This window comes from Paenibacillus sp. S150 (assembly GCF_019352175.1).
Lineage (GTDB): Bacteria > Bacillota > Bacilli > Paenibacillales > Paenibacillaceae > Paenibacillus_AQ.
In genome coordinates this window covers 588,747-609,091 of record NZ_JACBYI010000001.1, presented here as the reverse complement: position 1 = coordinate 609,091, position 20,345 = coordinate 588,747, and the positions used below count along the sequence as shown (strand labels likewise).

The 20,345-nt window shown below is 51.3% G+C and carries 17 protein-coding genes; 13 read left to right on the top strand and 4 right to left on the bottom strand.

All coding sequences use genetic code 11. The features are described 5' to 3' along the window. Positions 1 to 8 precede the first annotated feature (8 nt). Together tgt and yajC are read left to right on the top strand one after the other, a co-directional pair. Positions 9 to 1,145 (top strand): tRNA guanosine(34) transglycosylase Tgt, encoded by a 1,137-nt coding sequence (tgt, locus tag HYD27_RS02440; RefSeq protein WP_219210952.1) that lies wholly within the window; start codon positions 9 to 11, stop codon positions 1,143 to 1,145. Positions 1,146 to 1,191: 46 nt separating this feature from the next. Beyond that, positions 1,192 to 1,500 carry a preprotein translocase subunit YajC gene (yajC, locus tag HYD27_RS02435; RefSeq protein WP_219210950.1) on the top strand — a complete coding sequence of 103 codons (309 nt, stop codon included), beginning with the start codon at positions 1,192 to 1,194 and terminating at the stop codon, positions 1,498 to 1,500. Between the two features lie 328 nt (positions 1,501 to 1,828). On the opposite strand, the gene HYD27_RS02430 is transcribed toward yajC, so the two are convergent. Continuing rightward, positions 1,829 to 2,668 (bottom strand): phosphatase PAP2 family protein, encoded by an 840-nt coding sequence (locus HYD27_RS02430; protein ID WP_228744883.1) that lies wholly within the window; start codon positions 2,666 to 2,668, stop codon positions 1,829 to 1,831. A gap of 97 nt (positions 2,669 to 2,765) precedes the next feature. Next, complete coding sequence (locus HYD27_RS02425; RefSeq protein WP_219210947.1) at positions 2,766 to 3,158, bottom strand: TIGR04086 family membrane protein; 393 nt, start codon at positions 3,156 to 3,158, stop codon at positions 2,766 to 2,768. A gap of 329 nt (positions 3,159 to 3,487) precedes the next feature. Between HYD27_RS02425 and HYD27_RS02420 the strand changes: the two genes are divergently transcribed. Further along, positions 3,488 to 4,246 (top strand): YetF domain-containing protein, encoded by a 759-nt coding sequence (locus HYD27_RS02420; protein WP_219210945.1) that lies wholly within the window; start codon positions 3,488 to 3,490, stop codon positions 4,244 to 4,246. Positions 4,247 to 4,256: 10 nt separating this feature from the next. Here the strand turns inward: HYD27_RS02420 and spoVB are convergent, their stop codons facing one another. Further along, positions 4,257 to 5,855: a stage V sporulation protein B gene (gene spoVB, locus HYD27_RS02415; protein ID WP_219210943.1), complete on the bottom strand. Its 1,599-nt coding sequence runs from the start codon at positions 5,853 to 5,855 to the stop codon at positions 4,257 to 4,259. Between the two features lie 176 nt (positions 5,856 to 6,031). Here spoVB and HYD27_RS02410 point away from each other — a divergent pair, with 176 nt between their 5' ends. The 6 genes from HYD27_RS02410 to HYD27_RS02385 all read left to right on the top strand — a co-directional run bounded on the left by HYD27_RS02410 (position 6,032) and on the right by HYD27_RS02385 (position 12,768). Beyond that, positions 6,032 to 6,283: a post-transcriptional regulator gene (locus HYD27_RS02410; protein WP_219210941.1), complete on the top strand. Its 252-nt coding sequence runs from the start codon at positions 6,032 to 6,034 to the stop codon at positions 6,281 to 6,283. 218 nt (positions 6,284 to 6,501) lie between these two features. After that, entirely contained in the window at positions 6,502 to 7,752 is a 1,251-nt protein-coding gene (gene secD, locus HYD27_RS02405; RefSeq protein WP_219210939.1) for a protein translocase subunit SecD, read from the top strand. Next, the gene (secF, locus tag HYD27_RS02400) at positions 7,742 to 8,644 is read left to right on the top strand and encodes a protein translocase subunit SecF (protein WP_219210938.1); all 903 of its coding nucleotides are present in this window, start codon (positions 7,742 to 7,744) and stop codon (positions 8,642 to 8,644) included. The genes secD and secF overlap by 11 nt, the downstream gene beginning before the upstream one ends. Before the next feature lie 120 nt (positions 8,645 to 8,764). After that, positions 8,765 to 9,727, top strand: coding sequence for a cation diffusion facilitator family transporter (locus HYD27_RS02395; RefSeq protein ID WP_219210937.1), 963 nt, complete (start codon positions 8,765 to 8,767; stop codon positions 9,725 to 9,727). Between the two features lie 29 nt (positions 9,728 to 9,756). Continuing rightward, positions 9,757 to 12,168, top strand: a complete 2,412-nt coding sequence (recJ, locus tag HYD27_RS02390; RefSeq protein WP_219210934.1) for a single-stranded-DNA-specific exonuclease RecJ — start codon at positions 9,757 to 9,759, stop codon at positions 12,166 to 12,168. 81 nt (positions 12,169 to 12,249) lie between these two features. Further along, a complete protein-coding gene (locus HYD27_RS02385) occupies positions 12,250 to 12,768 on the top strand; it encodes an adenine phosphoribosyltransferase (RefSeq protein WP_219210932.1) in 519 nt (172 codons plus the stop codon). Between the two features lie 143 nt (positions 12,769 to 12,911). Here the strand turns inward: HYD27_RS02385 and uraA are convergent, their stop codons facing one another. After that, a complete protein-coding gene (gene uraA, locus HYD27_RS02380) occupies positions 12,912 to 14,216 on the bottom strand; it encodes a uracil permease (RefSeq protein ID WP_219210930.1) in 1,305 nt (434 codons plus the stop codon). Between the two features lie 304 nt (positions 14,217 to 14,520). On the opposite strand from uraA, the gene HYD27_RS02375 reads away from it, so the two are divergent. The 4 genes from HYD27_RS02375 to HYD27_RS02360 all read left to right on the top strand — a co-directional run bounded on the left by HYD27_RS02375 (position 14,521) and on the right by HYD27_RS02360 (position 20,073). Further along, positions 14,521 to 16,701, top strand: coding sequence for a RelA/SpoT family protein (locus HYD27_RS02375; RefSeq protein WP_219211126.1), 2,181 nt, complete (start codon positions 14,521 to 14,523; stop codon positions 16,699 to 16,701). Positions 16,702 to 16,721: 20 nt separating this feature from the next. Beyond that, a complete protein-coding gene (dtd, locus tag HYD27_RS02370; protein ID WP_219210928.1) occupies positions 16,722 to 17,165 on the top strand; it encodes a D-aminoacyl-tRNA deacylase in 444 nt (147 codons plus the stop codon). 1,895 nt (positions 17,166 to 19,060) lie between these two features. Further along, positions 19,061 to 19,567 (top strand): type 1 glutamine amidotransferase domain-containing protein, encoded by a 507-nt coding sequence (locus tag HYD27_RS02365; RefSeq protein WP_219210926.1) that lies wholly within the window; start codon positions 19,061 to 19,063, stop codon positions 19,565 to 19,567. 59 nt (positions 19,568 to 19,626) lie between these two features. After that, entirely contained in the window at positions 19,627 to 20,073 is a 447-nt protein-coding gene (locus tag HYD27_RS02360) for a hypothetical protein (protein ID WP_219210924.1), read from the top strand. The last annotated feature ends 272 nt before the right edge of the window (positions 20,074 to 20,345 follow it).

Genomic DNA, 20,345 nt, shown 5'->3' with positions numbered 1-20,345 from the left:
TTAAATCTATGGCAGCAATAACTTATGAACACATTAAGACCTGCAGGCAATCCGGTGCCAGGCTCGGCCGGGTGCACACTCCGCATGGCATAATTGAGACACCTGCATTTATGCCTGTCGGCACACTCGCTACCGTCAAAACGATGAGCCCTGAAGAGCTGAAGCAAATGGATGCCCATATTATTCTGAGCAACACCTACCATTTATTTTTGCGTCCGGGCCATGATATTATCCGTGAAGCAGGCGGCCTGCACAAATTCATGAACTGGGACCGGCCGATCCTGACGGACAGCGGGGGCTTTCAAGTATTCTCTCTGAGTGATATGCGCAAAATCTCCGAAGAAGGCGTACATTTCCGTTCCCACTTGAACGGGGACAAGAAATTTCTCTCGCCGGAAGTGGCAATGGAAATTCAAAATGCGCTCGGTTCCGATATTATGATGGCTTTTGATGAATGTCCGCCGTATCCGGCAGAATACGATTACGTCAAAAAGTCACTGGAACGGACTACCCGATGGGCCGAAAGATGTCTCGAAAGCCATGCCCGTCCTGAAGATCAGGGCCTTTTCGCTATCGTTCAGGGGGGGATGCATGAGGATTTGCGGCGCCAGAGTGCGGCTGATTTGACTTCCATGGATTTCCCGGGGTATGCTATTGGGGGGCTCAGCGTCGGAGAGTCCAAGCAGCTTATGTATGAAGTGCTGGATTATACGGTTCCACTGCTGCCGCAAGGAAAACCCCGTTATTTAATGGGCGTGGGTTCACCGGATGCGCTGCTGGAAGGTTCTATCCGCGGAGTGGACATGTTCGATTGTGTTCTGCCTACGCGTATTGCCCGCAATGGAACAACGATGACCAGTCAGGGAAGACTCGTAGTACGCAACGCGCAGTATGCACGTGATTTCGGGCCGCTCGATCCGGAATGCGACTGCTATACCTGCCGGAATTATTCCCGCGCTTATTTGCGCCATTTGATCAAAGCCGATGAAACCTTCGGCTTGCGGTTAACGACATACCATAATTTGTACTTCCTGCTGGAATTGATGCGTAAAGTGCGTGAAGCCATCAGGGAAGATCGGCTGCTTGATTTTCGCGATGAGTTTTTTGCACAATACGGATTATATGATAATCTAAAAGGCTTTTAGTACAACTGGATTGTGCTTTAGTGCATTTTGAAAGGGGGGGAGAATTATGTTTCAATATGCAGCAGCTTCTGGGAGCGGCGGAAGCATTCTGGGTCTTGTAGGCCCATTTGTGCTGATGTTCGTGGTGTTCTACTTCCTGCTGATTCGTCCGCAGCAGAAGAAGACCAAAGCGCGCAACGGCATGCTGAAAGCCTTGAAAAAAGGCGATAAGGTAGTAACCATCGGTGGCCTTCACGGGACGATCATGGAAATTTCCGATGATATCGTGGTCCTGCGGGTAAACGATGTAACCAAGCTGACTTTTGACCGCGGATCCATCAGCCACTCTGTTGTGGAAGTAGAAGACAAAGAGTAGCTTTTAATTGTAAACGGTACATAAAAGCGGCGTCCTCTTTAAGGAGAGTGGCGCCGCTTTTTTAAATGAATTTATATGTTTCACGCTAAAAATTAGCCTTATCTTTCCCGCTGAAACGGGTACCGCCTTTATAAGGACGGCGAAGCCGTTTCTTCTTAAAAGATAAGAATTTATCTGTTTTGGGGTCCCCGCAAAGTACCTGAGTCATCATCGAAGCCAAGGCCCCGCTTTGTGGGGTTATTTTGCAGGAATTCAAGCTTAAAGATTTGCATGAAACAAAGGGACTGCCGCAGAAGCAGTCCCTTTTGAAATGGCTTGCAAAAAAATGTCAGCGGGTATCGGTTGCACGGCTGCGGACGGTCAGTCTGTCTTCTCCGCTGCGCAGAGTGAGCTTGGCGAGCTGGACGGCAGCCGTGGTCGACAGAACCGCCAGCAGGGTACCGCCAACCATGTCGGTCAACCAGTGAATGCCAAGATAGAAAATTCCGAACACAATAATAACTGCGGAGACCGTAGTCATTGCCATCCAGCGGCGGTTGCCGGAACGGTAGGCAAGCAGTGCTGTGGATACTGAGATTGCGGTGTGCAGGCTCGGAAAGCAATTGTTGAGACCCGATAAGGGCCTGTACTCCTGCTCGAACCTTGGGAAGACATCCAGCATGGTAAAGCGGACACCCGCCGGAACATAGGACCAGACCTCGTTCACCGGGAAATACAGATAGAACGGAATAGCGATGGCATAATTGATAATAATCATGTAGCAGGTTGCGTAGAGCATCACACGGTTCTTATCCAGCAAGTAAACGCCCAGAGAGGCGGCCAGCACGGATTGCAGCATGAAAATATAGAAGAATACAATGATTGGCGTCAGCCAGGGAGTATAGAATAAATGCTGCAAATTTCTGACAAAGTGACCCTCCAGTCCAAAAACGAAGGACGTGTAATCGGAAGCAAGATGCATTTGCTTCTCTATCTGCAGTTCGTATTTATTTAAGGCCAGCACGCCGAACATCCCTGCAACCAGCAGCAGAAATTTATAAGAGCGCAGGAGTTCTCTTCCGATCTCAACTAACGCCAATAGAGGGTTGCGGCGGGCACCGAGCCACATCAACACAGCTACAATTACAACTGTGTACAGCACAACATAATTCATAGATTGGTAAAGCAAAACAATCGAAGCCTCCTTGATTCCGCAAATGAAGTCAGATGGATTCAGTTTACCATATTTTCAGGAACGGGATTCGATTTTAAAAAAATTAATAATTTTAGGATTTATGTAAATTAACCCCAAATATTCCGCCGAAAGCCGCGATGCCTGCAGCAGCCAGAATCCATAAGCAATCTATACCGGCAGGTGTGCTGTCCAGCGCCAGAAAACCAATCAGCAGAACAAGAACGCCGTAGAAAGCTCCCGTGATTCCCCCGTGATACCATCCTTTGCTGGATGCTCTTCGTCCTGCAGTCAATCCCCCGAAAGCGGCAGCGATGCCGTGTACAATATAGGTATACATGGTAAGATCCTGTTCTTCCAGTCCGCTTCCCCAGAGCAGAAGAGAGAGGATAAGTGCGCCCAGCAGCATCCAAACGAATGAACGGCATAAACCCGATAATACAGGACTCGATATTCTCCACGAAAACAGACGGCGGATTAAATACATGGTACAACCTCCTAAAAGTTTTTTGAGCGTTACACCTGCGAATAAGCCTCGAGAAAAACTGCTTCGAAAGCATACGCCGGGTTTTTTGAGCGTTACCCCTGCGGACAAGGCTCTTGCAAAAGGCCTCAGACAGTTTGTGCCAAGTATGATTACTAATTATTGTATGGGGGGGCTTGCCCCAATAGTACAAGAAAGGGAGGAATGGTTTTACCATTAATTAATAAGCAGGCTTCCGAATGTTCCCTGAGTGCAGAGGCCAGAATAGGGAGACATTAATTTGCCCGCACTGAAGGTCTGCGGGAAAGAAACGGAAGGGGAGCGAAGAGAATATGTTCCAGCATATTTCCGCCCATATCTTTCTGACCGTGCTGATGTATATCTTCATTTTCCTGAGCATGAGGATTATGGGCAAACGGGAGATCGGCAAGCTGTCGGTATTTGATTTGACAATTTCCATCATGATTGCGGAGATTGCAGTACTCGTCATTGAAGATATTGAACGGCCGATTTACGATGGGATAGTGCCCATGGCAACACTGGTTCTGATTCAGGTTCTGGTTGCACAGCTCAGCCTGAAGAGCAGAAAGCTGCGGCTGCTGGTCGACGGCAAGCCAAGCATTCTTATATCGGACGGCAAGCTGCACCGTGGAGAGATGCGCAGACAGCGTTACAACATTGATGATCTGCTGCTTCAGCTGCGCGGACAAAATATAGACAGCCCCGCGGATGTTGAATTTGCAATTCTTGAGACCAGCGGCCAGCTTACAGTCATTGAAAAAAACAAGGGCGTCTCCTCCAGCAATCAAAGCGGCAACAGCAGCTCCGGCGCAAAACAGGGAAACCAAAAAGGGGATTCAGGGGAAAGCGGCTCAGGCAGCGTGAAGCTGCCGAGCCATAAAATCAGATATGAGGGCCTGCCGATTCCGCTGATCATGGACGGCAAGGTTCAGGACCAAAACCTGGAGATGATCGGCAAGACCCGTTTCTGGCTTAGAACACAAATCCGCCAAAAGGGTGTAGCTGATTTCCGCGATGTGTTTCTTTGCTCCATTGACCACAAGGGTAAGATTTATGTAGACCGCCTGTAGACCAAGGGCTTCAGCGCCATTTTTTAATAAACGGCACCCGGTCCAGATCGCGTATGGAGATTAAGCCGGATAGCAGGCAGATCCCGAAGTACAGCGCCATTCCGCTGCCGGCGGCGAACAGGAATTGCGCCCACTGTGCTTTGGCGATTGGCACAGAGGTGTAGATATAGGACATCCCGGCAGCCATGATGATCATCGCCGCAATTGTTTTGAGCGGGTCGGCGATTCTCACCGACAGAGAGATCAGCTTGACCACACTGAAGCCGTGAAGAAGAGTCACCATGATGCTGTTGACGATAATCGCGATAATCGCGCCGTAGATTCCATATTCCGGCTGTGAGGCCAGCGCAAGTATTAGCAGGATTTTGACGACCGCCCCAATCAGTGTGTTGATCAGCGCCCTGCCCGGGCGGTCCATGGCCTGGAGGGCTGCCTGCAGGGGTGCTTGGACATATAAAAACAATCCGAAAGGCGCCATCATCCGCAGCATTGGTGCGGTGTCGGGGCTGCCGTACATCAGAGTGCAGAGCGGTACGGCAAAAATGTACATAACCGCAGCAAACGGAGCGCCGGTTACCATCGCGAGGCGCAGCGCCTGGTGCATTCTTTTGTGAATCGCGGGCAGATCATGGCGTGCCGCAGCCTCCGACAAGGAAGGCACGAGCGATACAGCGAGTGAAGAGCTGAGCACCCCAGGCAGCATCAGCAAGGGAATGACCATCCCCTGGAGAGAACCGTATTGTGCAGTGGATACGGCTGTGGCGATTCCGGCAAGGGCCAGGCTGCGGGCAGTGATAATGGATTCCAGCAGATAGGAGAAGGACCCCACCAGCCGTCCGGCAGTAACGGGAACAGAGATGCTGATCAGCCGCTGCAAAATGGAAAGCTCCTTGGGGGAAGGACCGGGCTCCGGCTGATTGTCCGGTACAAGGGCGGGGGTGTCTGCTGAAGGGGATAAGCCCGCGTTCTTGTCCTTTTTTACGATAAAATAATATTGCCATAAGAGCGCCAGCATGCCGACAATCTCTCCGATCGTTACTCCCAGCATGGCTCCAGCCGCCGCGTAGGCAATTCCCCGCGGAAGCAGCATCCAGGAGAACCAGAGCATGAACACAATCCTGATGACCGATTCCAGCACCGAGGACAGCGCGGAGGGAATCATGTTCTGTCTGCCCTGGAAATAGCCCCTGTAGACTGCGGAAACAGCAACAATGGAGATCATCGGTGTCATGCCAACAAAGGTGTAATAGACACGGCTGTCGGTCAGAATGACATTGGAGACCCAAGAGGCGCCGAACAGTGCGAGTATGGTGAAAAAAATACCCAGCCCGAGACTGAGGGCCAGTCCGCTATGAAGAATCCTCCTGGATTTCCCGGGGCGTCCCTCTCCCTCGGCTTCTGCGACCATTTTGGCGATGGCCAGCGGAATTCCGCCGGTAATGATGGTAACCAGTACAATGAAAAAGGGGTAACCAAGCTGATATAGACCCACGCCCTCGGCGCCGATCACACGCGGTAAAATAATTCGCGGAATAAAACCGAGCATCCGGTTAATGATGCCTGCGGCCAACAGAATCAAGGTTCCTTGAATAAAGCTCTGTTTCCTCAAAGGGCACTCCTTCTTCCCAAAATAGTGTCTCCTACATTGATATGCGGCACATGGCCTTTTCCATGACAAGCTTTAGATGTGACAACTTTTCAGCCGGAAGAAGGAAAGACCGGAAGTCTGGTCGAATATATACTTGTGAACATGCATAAGCGAGCGATCTTTGGAGGTGTCAACACGTGGAATCGGAACAATGGAATTACGAACAGCTAAGTGATGAAATCGAAGCCATGTGCCGCAGTAAAGCGGAGGAATTCAGGCTCCTCGGCTATGAATATGTAACGGGCAGGGACATTTGGGATTGCGTCAGCCGCAATTATGCCAAGGAAGGCAGACCTGCCCTGCATAAGCTGGTGAATGATATCTATTCATTGAAGGCCAATAGTTATATGAACTATCTGACTATTGCCGCTTATCGCGGTTTGAACTGATAAAGGAACCATTTTCTTTTGCAAACGGCTACAGGAAGCGGTAAAGTAAGAGAAGAGCAATTCAGCATTTCCTATGACAAACGGATGGCTTGCCGCTTGAGCAGAGCCGGCCGTTTCTTTGTGTGAGAACCGTTCCGTCATTCCTGCCTGAATTGACGGTGATTTCGCACGTAGCTATAATAGGAATATTGAGTAATGAAAGGGGAACTAGCAAGAGCATGAAGAGAATGTTGAGCTTTATTATTACCGTGCTCGTATTAACAGGGGTTATGGTGTTCACCACTCCGGGGCTGCTGGACAAGGTTCGTCTGGGGCTTGACCTGAAGGGCGGCTTCGAGATTCTGTATCACGCCGAGCCGATGGAGGCGGGAGCCGAATTATCCCGTGCTTCGCTGCAAAAAACAGCGGAAAGCCTGGAGAAGCGGGCGAATGCGCTTGGAACAAGCGAGCCTGAGGTCACTACAGAAGGAACGGACCGCATCCGCCTGAAGATCGCGGGCGTTACCGACGAGGCCGAAGTCCGCAAGAAGATGAAAGAGCCCGCAGTCCTGACCTTTCGCAGTGCTGCCGAAGGCGATGCTGCAGGAACGTACAGCAAGATTGAGCTTGTCGGCAGTGACTTTGTCGAGGGAGCAGCGGAGGTTCAGCGCAATAATCTGAATCAGCCTGAAATCAGCATAAAGATTAAGGATAAAGACAAATTTGCAGAGATTACCAAACGTCTGCTGGGTCAAGAACTGGCTATTTATCTGGATGATAAGTTGTTGTCTGCCCCCACTGTCAGAGCAGAGCTTACGGACGGATCTGCCTCAATCTCCGGGAACTATACTTTAAATGAAGCCCGGGAACTGGCCGATACAATTAACCTTGGTGCGCTGCCGCTGAAGCTGACGGAGAAGTATTCCCAGAGCGTAGGCGCAACACTGGGCAAACAGTCTCTTGATCAGACGATCAAAGCCGGACTTGTAGCTTCGGTAATTATTCTGCTCTTCATGATCGGCATGTACCGTTTGCCGGGTGCTCTGGCCAGCTTCGCGCTGATCCTGCATACCTGGCTGCTTATTTTCGTGTTCGTCGTTGCCGACTTTACCTTGACTCTCCCCGGTATTGCCGCATTCATTCTCGGTATAGGGATGGCGGTCGATGCCAATATCATTACCAATGAACGGATAAGGGAAGAAATGCGCAACGGCAAGAGTATTCTGTCTTCTGTCAAAGCAGGCAACAAAACCTCCTTCCGCACAGTTATGGACGCGAACATAACCACTATTATTGTGGCGGCCGTAATGTTCGCATTCGGAACTGGTGCGGTAAAGGGCTTTGCATTGATCCTGATTGTGGAAATTGTGCTTAGTATTGTGACAAACCTTTATTTCGCCCATTGGCTGCTTACCGTGCTGGTCAAAGCCGGCGCTCTGAAAAAGCCGAAGCAATTTGGGGTAAAGGAGAGTGACATCCATGCGCTTTAAGAAAGAGCTTGATTATGTACATCTGAGTAAATATTTCTATATCATCTCTATTGCGATTACTATAGTGGGTCTGGTTTTTCTGGCAACATTGGGGCTGAACTACAGCGTTGATTTCAAGGCAGGCTCCAATGTTGACGTGGCGCTGTCGAAGAACATCACGCTGGAGGAGCTTAAGCCCGCTCTTAATGAGCTGAGCGTCTCCCATGAGCCAACCATTACCTTAGGCGAGAACCGGGTCAATATCCGTTATGATGAAGTGCTTGATGAAGATCAGGATGAAGCACTGAAAGCTGTAATTTCGAAGCTGGATGACCAAGCCTCCTTCGAGATCAACACTGTCGATACGGAAATGGCCAAGGAGCTGGCGCGCAACGCCATCTATGCCGTGCTCATCTCTTGTCTGGGGATTATCATCTATGTGAGTATCCGCTTTGAATGGCGGTTTGCCTTGGCTGCGATTGTGGCGCTCATCCATGATGCGTTTATCGTCGTTGCCTTCTTCTCCATCTTCCGTCTGGAGGTCGATCTGACCTTCATTATAGCGGTGCTTACGATTATCGGTTACTCCATCAATGACACGATCGTTATCTTTGACCGGATACGAGAGAATTTGCGCTTCGGCAAGCAGAAGACGTATGAGGATCTTAAGACGCTGGTCAACAAAAGTGTGGCCCAGACGCTTATGCGGTCCCTGTACACAGCATTTACAGTATTCGTTGCGGCCTTCTTCCTGCTTGTTCTGGGCGGAGAGTCGATCAAAATGTTCTCACTCGCCATGGTTATCGGCCTGCTCTTCGGAGCCTACTCGTCCATCTTTATTGCAAGTCCGCTCTGGCTGGTGCTGAAGAAGCGCCAGAAGACGGCTGTGAAGAATAGTCCGGCCAAAGTCTAAAGCCGGTCACACCCGAAAAGCCGCGTCAAAGACGACGCGGCTTTTCGGAATCTTTGGAACGGGATGTCAGACGGAGCTGCCATCATGAGATTACTTGCTAGTGGTAAGGAGGGCCTCGTAATGAATGACAAACAATCGCTGCACAGTGATAAAGTTGTCTGGACCGGAGTTGCCAGTGATCTTGTGCTGGCTGTAGCCAAAGGAAGCTTTGGTTATATTTCGGGCAGCAAGGCATTAATGGGTGACGCATTATATTCGGGATCGGACGCGGCAGCCAGGCTGGCGGAGATTCTCCCGCTTCCGTGGCGTACCGAGCGAAAACAGAAGAACAGAGCAACACAGCGCAATCAGGAGAGCAATAAGAGACCGATTATTGCCATTCTTTTTTCCGTGCTGATTCTGATGGGGGGACTGCAAATTGCCTTCTCGGCGATTCGTGATCTGACCAGAGGACATCTGACGGCACCCGGACAGGCGGCACTTGTCACCGTCCTCATCTCCATTGTTGTGAAAGAGGCAATTTTTCAGTGCCACTACCGTTATTTCAAAAAAAAGGGCGATGGCAGCCATGCCGCATATGCGGATAACCACCGCTTCAGTCTATATACCTCCATCACTGTATTTATCGGGATATCTCTGGCTATGGCCGGAGGAACGTTCAACTGGCATCCGCTGCTGTATATGGACCCGATTGCCGCGCTGCTCACCGGGTGCTTCATTATCCGCAAAGGCTATTCACTCATCGCAGCATCCGTGTACGGCAAAAAGCTTCAAGAGCTTCCTTCCGAAGAAGCAGCCACCTTCATTGAAACTGTTCAGCGGGTGCACGGGGTTATCCGTGTAGAATATCTGCAGGCCCTGGAACAAGGCCGGTATGTAAATCTGCAGGTCAAAATCAGTGTGAATCCGCGCATTACGGTAATGGAAGCCCAGGATATTTCGGAATGCGCCAGAAAGCTGCTGCAGCACCGTTTTGTGCATGTTGGCGAGGTGCATATGGATGTCGTGCCTTATGATCCGGGTTATCCTTACAAAAGCAACCATGAGCTCGTGGACAATGAAATTCCCACGCTGCTCCAGTAGCCCGCAAAGGGAGAGAAAGGTGAATTCTATTGCTGCATTCAAAAACAAGATGGCAATCTCCTGCAGCCGACCCCAATGAAGTCCGGGAGCTGGCCCGGAGCCTTTCGGTTTCCCCGCTTCTGTCGTCGCTGCTTGTGAAGAGAGGCATGAACACGCCTGACAAGGCGCTCGTGTTCATGGAGGGCGGAGAGCAGGATGGGCATGACCCTTTTCTGCTTAAAGGGATGGCCGAAGCGGTTCCCCGAATCCGAAAGGCATTGCAGGAAGAAGAACATATCCTTGTGTATGGCGATTATGATGCGGATGGAGTGTCCAGTACTGCGCTGATGATCTATCTGCTGCGCTATCTGGGCGCTTCTTTTGATATTTATATTCCCCACCGTGCAAGTGAAGGCTACGGGCTGCACAATCACGCGCTGGATTGGGCGAAGCAGCAGGGCGTCTCGCTTGTGATTACCGTAGACACCGGAATCAGTGCATATCATCAGATTGCTTATGCGCAGGAGCTTGGGATTGAGGTAATCGTTACAGATCATCATGAGCCTCCTGAGCTTCTTCCCGAGGCGTATGCCTTGATCAACCCCAAGCTGCCGGATTGTCCTTATCCCTTCAAGGGATTGGCTGGAGTGGGGGTAGCCTATAAGCTGGCTCAGGCGCTGCTTGGGGATAAGGTTCCCGGGGAATGGAGCGAGATCGCTGCCATTGGCACGGTGGCCGACTTGATGCCGCTGCTGGATGAGAACCGCAGCATTGTGCGCAAAGGCCTCTCAAGCATGCGGAACTCGCCGTTCCCCGGTATCCGCGCCTTGCTTGCAGTAAGCGGAATCATGATGGACACGGTAAGTGCGGTGAACATCGCTTTTGGCATGGCGCCGCGCATCAATGCCAGCGGGCGTCTGGATCATGCCGGACGCGCGGTCACTCTGCTGACTACGGAGCAGCCGGATGAAGCAGAAGAGCTTGCCGGTGAGCTGGACCTGCTGAACAAGGAACGGCAGCTGGTCGTCGAGAGAATTGTAGCCGAAGCCACGGCTATGCTGGAGCTGAAGATCCAGCGCGATAAGCTGCCCGATATTATCGTCCTTGCCCAATTGGGCTGGAACGTCGGAGTAGTGGGCATTGTAGCCTCCAAGCTGCTGGAACGGTACTACCGCCCGGTAATCATTCTCAATATTCATCCGGAGACAGGGATGTGCAAGGGGTCGGCCCGCTCCATTCCCGGCCTGGATATTTACGCAGCATTATCCTCCTGTGCAGACTTGATGGATCATTACGGCGGCCATCCGGCCGCTGCCGGCATGAGTCTGCATCAGGACAGGCTGGAAGACTTTGCGGCAGCCTTGAACGACTATGCCGCTACGGTGCTGACACCGGAGCACTTCCTGCCCGTTACGGCAGCGGACGAAGAAACGGCAATTGCCGATTTGTCGCTGCAGGCTGCACTCGAACTGGACAGGCTGGCTCCGTTTGGAATGTCTAATCCGGTGCCGAAATTCATTGTCCGCGGTGCTGCCGTGAAGGAAACCCGCAAGATGGGCCAGGACGGCAAGCATTTGAAGCTAGTTCTCCAGCAGGGCAGCCATACCATTGAAGTGGTAGCCTTCGGCAAGGGAGGTCTTGCCGAATTGCTTCCGGGCGGCACTCCGATTGATGTTCTGGCAGAGCTGTCGGTCAACGAGTGGAACGGCTCACGGAAGCCGCAGCTTATGCTGCAGGATTTGGCGGTGCCGAAGCCTCAGCTCTTTGATCTTCGCGGAGCTGCCGACGCCGTGAAGCAGGCTGCACAGCTCAAGGAGCTGCTGCAGCCCTACAGCGGCGGACAGCCGCTCCGGACAGCTGCGGTCTTCCAGAACAGCCGCTTGTCGCCGCTGAGCGCGCTCAAGGGCATGTCTCTGTGGGTATATGATGAAGATGCCGGGATATCCCCGCTTCAGCTTGAGCCGGGGGATACGGAAGAGCCACAGGCATCTTTGCTCTGCCTGCTCGATATGCCGGAGACACCGGAGCAGCTGGATGCGCTGCTTGCTGCATTTCCGAATGCGGAGAATATCGCCTTGCTGCATTCGATCCGGGATGGCCGCGACCGGCTGCAGATACCGACAAGAGACCATTTCAAAGTGTTATATAAATTACTTGCCGTGCTGGCTGCAGCTCCAATACCTGAGCATGAGCTGCTGCTGCGGCTCAGCCGCCAGTCTTCAACGGGGATGCGGATGCTGACCAAAATGCTGGACGTGTTCGAGGAGCTTGATTTTATCCGGCGCAGCCGCGGGGCCATCACCTTTGTAATCCAGCCCGCCGCTAAGAGCCTTACGGCTTCGCAGCATTTTGTCAGATTGGGGCAGACCGCGGAAATGGAGCGGTATTTCATGGAGAGCAGCCGGATTGAGCTGCAGGAATGGATGCTGTCCCGCCGCCGGGACGTATCCCGGGTGGGATAAAGCTCTCTGCTTGCGCAGCAGGTTTTGTACGAAGATAACACAGTGAAATATATGCCAACAAAACTTTCAGGAGATGATAATGTGGATTTCAAAGACAACATTCGTGTGATTCCGGATTTTCCGCAGCCGGGCATCAGCTTCAAAGATATAACTACTCTGCTTAAGGACGGCGAGGCTTACCGCCGGGCGATTGATGAGCTTAAGGCTCTGGTCTCCCATCTTCAGATTGACGTAATTGCCGGACCGGAAGCACGCGGATTCGTGGTGGGTGCGCCTCTGGCTTATGCCCTCGGCGTCGGTTTCGTACCGATCCGCAAAAGCGGCAAGCTGCCGTATGACACTATAGAGGTAGGCTATGACCTGGAATACGGGAAGGACACACTCGCTGTCCACACGGATGCGGTCAAGCCCGGACAGAACGTACTTATTGCCGACGACCTGCTTGCAACGGGGGGGACCATTGCCACTTCGGTCAGCCTGGTGGAACAGCTTGGCGGCACAGTAGTCGGAGCAGCTTTCCTGATTGAATTGACTCAGCTTGCCGGCCGCAACAAGCTCTCCGGTATTGAAGTTTATTCGCTCCTTACTTACGAAGACTGACATCAACCGGATAACTTTTCCCGGGAAATAAAAAGCGGACTGCTGTCGAATAAAGACAGCAGTCCGCTTTTGCAATTGTTTAGGATTTTCCACTTGTACAAATCATGAATTATAAGTAAACCGCAAGTTTAAGTATCTATTGCTTAATGCTCAGCTTTCCCGCTGTCCTGCTCGTTGGACAAACCGAGAACTTCGATTAATTTGAAGAGCAGGGACAGAATCATTCCGACAATGGTCGCAAGCGCCATGCCTTTGAGCTGTACGCCTTTGACAGTCAGCGAGATGCCGCTGATGCCGACCACAAGAACCAAAGTAGCCAGAATCATGTTGGTTGCCTTGGAGAAATCAACCTTCTGCTCGACAAAGATGCGCAGGCCGGATGCGGCGATAACGCCGAACAGCAAGAGCGACACCCCGCCCATAACAGGCTGGGGAATGTTGGAAATAATAGAAGAAAACGTGCCGGAGAACGAGAGCAGAATTGCAATTACTGCTGCGCCGCCGATCACATATACCGAATAGACTTTGGTCAGCGCCATCACTCCGATATTTTCCCCGTAGGTTGTATTGGGTGTAGAGCCGAAAAAGCCGGAAATTATGGTGGAAATCCCGTTGCCCATCAGCGAGCGGTCCAGCCCGGGATCTTTGGTCAGGTCTTTGCCGACGATATTGCTTGTCACGAGCAAGTGGCCGATGTGTTCCACAATAACAACAAGCGATACCGGGACGATGGTCAGAATAACCTGCCAGTCGAAGGAGGGGGTTACAATAGTGGGGTGGGAAAAGAAATGCGCGCTGGAAATTGCCTCCGTGTTCACCACTTGCATAATATAGGCTAAAATGTAACCGGTCACGATACCGATGAGGATATGAATGATTTTGGGGAAGCCGCGGAAGAGCACTGCGCCAAAGACAGTAACGCCCAATGTTACCAGAGAAAGGGTGATTGCTTTGGGGTCCGGTGTCCATTCAGTCACGCCTTCAGGGGCAATGAGTCCGGACATCCGCGCCGCAACCGGGACCAGCTCCAGCCCGATGGTTGCTACGATAGCGCCCATAACCGCCGGAGGAAAAACAACATCAATCCAGCCGGTTCCGGCATAACGGACGATCAATGCGACAATAATGAAAATCACGCCAGTTATGATAAAGGCACCGAGAGCAAGCGAATATCCATGCAGATGATCTCCCTTATGTTTATCCAGCACGCTGAGCACCGGCGAAATAAAGGCAAAGCTTGAACCAAGATATGCAGGGATTTTGCCGCGGCAGATCAAAATGTAGAGCAGTGTGCCGATACCGTTCATCAGCAGGATCATGCCGGGATCTACCCCGAACAGGTTAGGGACAAGCACCGTGCTGCCGAACATGGCGAACAAATGCTGAAGACTCAGCAAAAAGCCCGGACCCCAAGGAAGTCTTTCGTTAACTTGAATTTCGCGTTGCAATGGTGTTCACTTCTCTTTCATGTCTATTTTATGTGAGGTTCCAAAAAACCGCCTTTACTAGATTAAATAGAACGGCGATTTTTTACAACAACATTTTTGCAAGTGCCACGAAATTGTCTATTCTTGACGCATTTTCTTGCCCGGATGCCATGCTATGGCAAGTGTTGACGTAATCCATTGCAAGCGTCATAATTATAGACAACTTTAAACTGCGTGTAGCGCAGATTTGGAACATATGGAACCTGCAAATTCTGCAACGCTTGCGGGTTCATTTTATTATAGAAAGGAAACGGATACGACGAGAATGGGCATAGAGCAATTAATCGAAAAGGCCGGCGCCTATATAAAAGAAAAAGATCTTCTCCGCATCCGGGAAGCTTATGAGTTTGCCGATCAGGCTCATCACGGGCAGGTTCGGAAGTCGGGGGAGCCGTACATTCTGCATCCGCTGGCGGTCGCAGATATTGTCGTTAATATGCAAATGGATGTAATATCCATAATTGCAGCGCTGTTGCATGATGTCGTAGAGGATACCACCGTATCCCTGGAGCAGATCCGTGAGAAATTTGGCGATATTTGCGCCATGCTGGTAGACGGTTTGACCAAGCTGGAACGGATTCGTTTCCGCTCCAAGGAAGAACAGCAGAATGAGAACTACCGCAAGATGTTTATCGCTATGGCTCAGGATATCCGGGTCATTGTGATTAAGCTGGCGGACCGTTTGCATAATATGCGTACTCTTAAATATCAATCCGAAGAAAGCCAGCGCCGTATTTCCTATGAAACGCTGGAGATTTTTTGTCCCATCGCCGACAGGCTGGGGATTTCCGCGATTAAATGGGAGATGGAGGATATCGCTCTCCGTTATTTGAATCCGCAGCAGTATTACCGCATTGCCAATCTGGTGCATAAGAAGCGGGCGGAGCGGGAGCAGTTCATCGAGAGCGTCATCGGCCGTATCCGTGCCAAGCTTGACGAAATGGGCATCGAAGGCGACCTTTCGGGCCGGCCGAAGCATATCTACAGCGTATATAACAAAATGAACACGAGAAACAAGCAGTTCAACGAGATTTACGATCTGCTCGCCATCCGCATTATCGTCGACAACATTAAGGACTGTTATGCCACACTCGGTATTATTCATACTCTTTGGAAGCCGATGCCCGGCCGTTTCAAGGATTATATTGCTATGCCCAAAGCGAACATGTACCAGTCGCTGCACACCACTGTGGTGGGTCCGGGGGGAGAACCGACGGAAGTGCAAATCAGGACGTGGGAGATGCACCGTACTGCCGAATTCGGGATTGCCGCCCACTGGGCCTACAAGGAAGGCAACAGCAATGCTGTCAATCCGGAGAACCGGATGCCATTTTTCCGCGAGATTCTGGAGCTGCAGCACGAAGCCAAGGATGCCGAGGAGTTCGTAGAGTCGCTGAAGATGGACTTTTTCTCCGATCTCGTGTTTGTTTTTACGCCTAAAGGTGAGGTTGTGGAGCTTCCTGCCGGCTCTGTGCCGCTTGATTTCGCCTTCCGGATTCATACGGAGGTTGGGAACCGGACCATCGGCTCCAAGGTGAACGGGCGCATTGTGCCGCTGGACCATAAGCTGAAGACCGGGGATATTGTAGAAATCCTGACCTCGAAGAATTCCTACGGCCCAAGCCGCGACTGGCTGAAGATCGCCCAATCCTCGCATGCGCGCAGCAAGATCAAGCAATGGTTCAAGAAGGAGAAACGCGAGGAGAACGTTGAAAAGGGACGGGAAGCGATTGAGCGCGAGCTCAAGCGTCTGAACGTGGAGGTTTCGGATTGGCTGACGGAAGATAAGCTGTCGGAAGCGGCGAAGAAATTTGCGTTCAATGATATTGAAGATATGCTTTCGGCAGTAGGCTTTGGCGGAATCACAGCTGCGCAAATCGCTTCCAAGCTCACGGAGAAGCTGCGCAAGGAACAGGAAGAGGCGGCTGGACATCTGGAGCTTACCACCGAAATGAAGGAGATCAAGTCCAGCGGGGAGAAGCGCAATCAGCCGACCAACGGGGTGCGCGTAAAAGGCATCGACAATCTGCTTGTCCGCTTTGCCCGATGTTGCAATCCGGTGCCTGGCGACGATATTATCGGCTATGTAACCCGGGGCCGCGGCGTTTCCGTTCATCGTGAAGACTGTCCGAATATTCCCACCGATGGTGATAATGAAGAATCGGCACGGGTTATCGAAGTGGAATGGGAAGGCAGTATGGAGGCCAACTACAGCGTGGATATTGAGATTACCGGCCATGACCGCAACGGCCTGCTCAATGAGGTGCTGCAGGCGGTGTCGGAGAGCAAGACGAATATATCTGCTGTCACCGGACGAAGCGACAAGAACAAAATGGCGATGATCCATATGACGATTCTGATCCGCAACACCGATCATTTGCAGTCCGTAGTGGACCGGGTGAAGCGGGTCAAGGATGTATATACGGTTAACCGCATCATGCAATAACGCAAGGAGCTGAAAGCATAATGAGAGTCGTTGTGCAGCGCTGCAAGCAGGCAGAGGTCAGTGTAGCGGGTGCAGTGGCCGGAGCGATTGGGGAAGGCCTGATGCTGCTGGTCGGATTTGCCCATGGGGACACGGAGAAGGACGCCAAGTATTTGGCCGGAAAGATTGCCGGTCTGCGAATTTTTGAGGACAGCGCGGGGAAAATGAACTTCAGCGTTACCGACACAGGAGGAGCCATATTGTCGGTGTCGCAGTTCACATTGTATGGAGACTGCCGCAAAGGACGGCGGCCGAATTTTATGGCTGCGGCAGCGCCTGCCGAGGCAGAGCGGCTGTATGATTATTTCAATCAGGAGCTGAGAGAAGGCGGTCTTCAGGTGGAGACCGGTGTTTTTGGTGCGATGATGGACGTATCGCTGACCAACTGGGGGCCGGTAACGCTTCTGCTGGACAGCCATGGCTGAACAGAGCCGGGACCCGGCGTGGGCAGCCAGACCAATTGAATATATCTGCTGATCAGGAGTGCCGTACGAGATTCCGGAAGGAACCTTGCGAGCGGTGCTTTTTTTGTTGTTTAGGAAATTATGCTTCCCGCCAATTGTGAATAAGGCAGGTATGAAGTTAGGGCAAAATTATAATGCGTCTTAATCGTGCCGAATGGTGCGGAGTCTGCTGAGTTTGCTGAGCCGTGCGGAGTTTGCTGAGCCGTGCGGAGTCTGCTGAGTTGCTGGGTCGTGCTGAGTTTGTTGAATTGTGCTGAGTTTGCTGAGCCGTGCGGAGCCTGCAGAGTTGCTGAGTTGTGCGGAGTCTGCTGAGTTTGCTGGGTTTGCTGAATCGTACTGAGTCTCCTGAGCCGTGCAGAGTCTGCGGGTTCTATGTTTTGCAGGAGGAAGCGCGAAATAGAGCGGGTCCAACCGAGGCTGCTACCGGGGCAGGGACGTGAAGTGGAATGGAGTAAAGTGGAATTCGCAAGAATTAGTGCACTTAAAATGGACGGAAAAGTCTTCGGTAAAGGAATCGTGGAAAAAAGCTGGCTCCATCAAAAATTAGGGGCCGGCACTAAATGCGGACATAGGGAGGGCCAGAGGAATCCTGGAGAAACGATACTATTCGCTTTTAAAGACCGGTTTCAACCAGTAGTCTTATTCCAATCAGGAAACCGGGCTTTAGCAGCGGCCGGAAGAACCCTCTGAACCCGCAGCGGACTTCATTCACATCGTCAACCGCTGATTTTGGTGTTGAGCCAAAAAGGTAATTGAATGTATATGAATTGAACTGGCGGACCTGAAAACGCTGATGAAACGCAAGGAGGTTCATAGGGAACGGAAGCGAAGTGTAAAAAGTAACACTAATGGGCTGGAATTCTGGATTTACCGGGCTTTAGTGGGATTTTGTACACTTAATAGAGGCCCACTCCCTCCAAATGGCTGATTTCAGCCGAATTAGTTGTACTTTTTCCCACTAGGAATGAATCAGAATTCGAATGCGCTGGATTAGTTGTACTTTTTCCCACTAGGGATGTTCCAGGATCCGAATGCGCTACCTTAGTTATCCTTTTTACCACTGAAATGGCTGCCCTTTGGATGAATGGTTCAAGTACATCTTAATGTAGGCGTATTCCTCTGTAAGGGAGAGAAACGGATCGATTAAGTCTCCCTTTTCCCGCTAACGCAAGCGAAAAAGGGAGGATTACGTTTCCTTTTTCCACTTGGGCGTAGCCGCCGGGGCTGAGCAGGAAAGTCTGGAGGGATCGGGGAGGAAGAGCTTCAGCCGGCCGGGGGAACCGGAGAGCCAGGGAACCGCAGCCAGCCTTACACCTGAAATACAAACAGCTGCGCTGCCCGGTCAAGGACGGCATAGCCATTTTGTTCTTAAAAGATCAAGAATGTATATGTTTCACGCTATAAATTAGCCTTATCTTTCTCGCTGAAACGGATATCGTCCTTATAAGGACGATATCCGTTTCCACTTGTTTGGAAATGCAGGCAGACCGGTGCGGTCCCGCTTTGGCGGATAGAGCCTCGTTCAGCTGGATAAACTAGAAGGGAGCGAATATTCACGAACAGCAGGGAGTCCTGTCATGAGACAATCAGAAAAAGCCCGGTGCTGGAGAAGCATTCCTGCATATTGTGCAGGCTGCTCAGCCGAAGCCGCGGCGGCGGCCAGGGTTGCCGAAGACAATAAAGAACTTCAAATCCTAAAGGGGAACAGCCGCAGCCTTTTGCCGCGCACCTGAGGTGCCGAACAGCGCGCCTTTTCCTGTGCGTGTCTCCAGTTCATTTCTCCGGGTCGTTAGAAAGTCCGTGAATGCGGGTAATAGAAAGACGAAGACAGAATAGTGAAAGGAGCGTTCATCTACATGAGCAAAGTAGCTTTTCTGCTTGCAAGCGGTTTTGAAGATTCCGAAATGAAGGTACCTTACGATGAAGTGATAAAAGCAGGACATCAGGCCGAGATCATCGGTTTGAAGAAAAATGAGACTTTGCTGGGCAAAAAAGGCGGCGTGTCTTATGCGGCGGAAAAAGCCATCAGTGAGGTCAAGGCTGGCGATTATGATGCTGTAGTCATCCCGGGAGGTTCTTCGCCGGAGAATTTGCGGCGGGACCCGGACATTCTCAAGTTCGTCAAGGAAGCGGATGGTGCGGGCAAACCGATTGCTTCCATATGCCATGGTCCGCAAATCCTGATCAGCGCCGATCTGCTGCAGGGCCGCACGGTAACCTCATATCCGCCGCTGAAGGATGATGTGATTAACGCCGGTGCCGAGTTTAAGGATGAAGAGGTTGTCCTTGACCGCAATTACATTACGTCACGCACACCCAAGGATGAGCCCGCATTTGTGCGTGAGCTGCTTAAGGTGTTGTAATACTTGCAACACAGCTGTACAGGATTGCTGATTTGACCATTCATGAGGAGGGAACGACCATGACTAAAAGAATTCAGGCGTATTTCAGAACCGAAGATGAAGCAGAAGGTGCGAAGACGGCATTGATACCTTACGGAGTGGAAGGCCTTGAAGTATCCGCATTGACAGATCCACTGGACAAAGGGGACCATCGCAGCCGCAATATCCTGCTGCCGCTGGTGCCTTACAACAATTCAGCGATGGCAGGCGGCGCTTTTGGGGTTGCGGGAGCATCGGGCTCACTTTCAGGGGCGGCTATTGTGCCGGGCATACGGGTGGACGATGATCCGGACGACGACACAGATGCCCGCAGTGCCGGAGATGTGCGCAGTGAAAAAGATGTCGATGACCGTGATTTGGGAAATCTGCATTATGTTATGGACCTTAAAGTTTCTGAAGAGAAGCACAATGAGGTCATAGAGGTGCTGCGCGGCAAACGCGCCTTTGTGGAGATTTTTGAAGATTGAGAATGAATTCCTGCCGGCCGTTTAAAAGTAAGCCCTGGCTGCCCTTAAAAGGCGGCCGGGGCTTATTCGATTTGAAAAGGGCGGCAAAGCCGTTTCTGCTTGTTTGTTAAAATATCAAAAATTGTACTAAATCCCTGGACAGAGAATAATGTTGTAGTGTAAAGTAATTTGTGGGTAAGAGGATCAGGGGATGTCCGGATAAATAAAACGCTTTCTTTTCTGTAATGCAACCGTAATATTTCATTCATGATTCCTTAATATAGCGTGTTTAT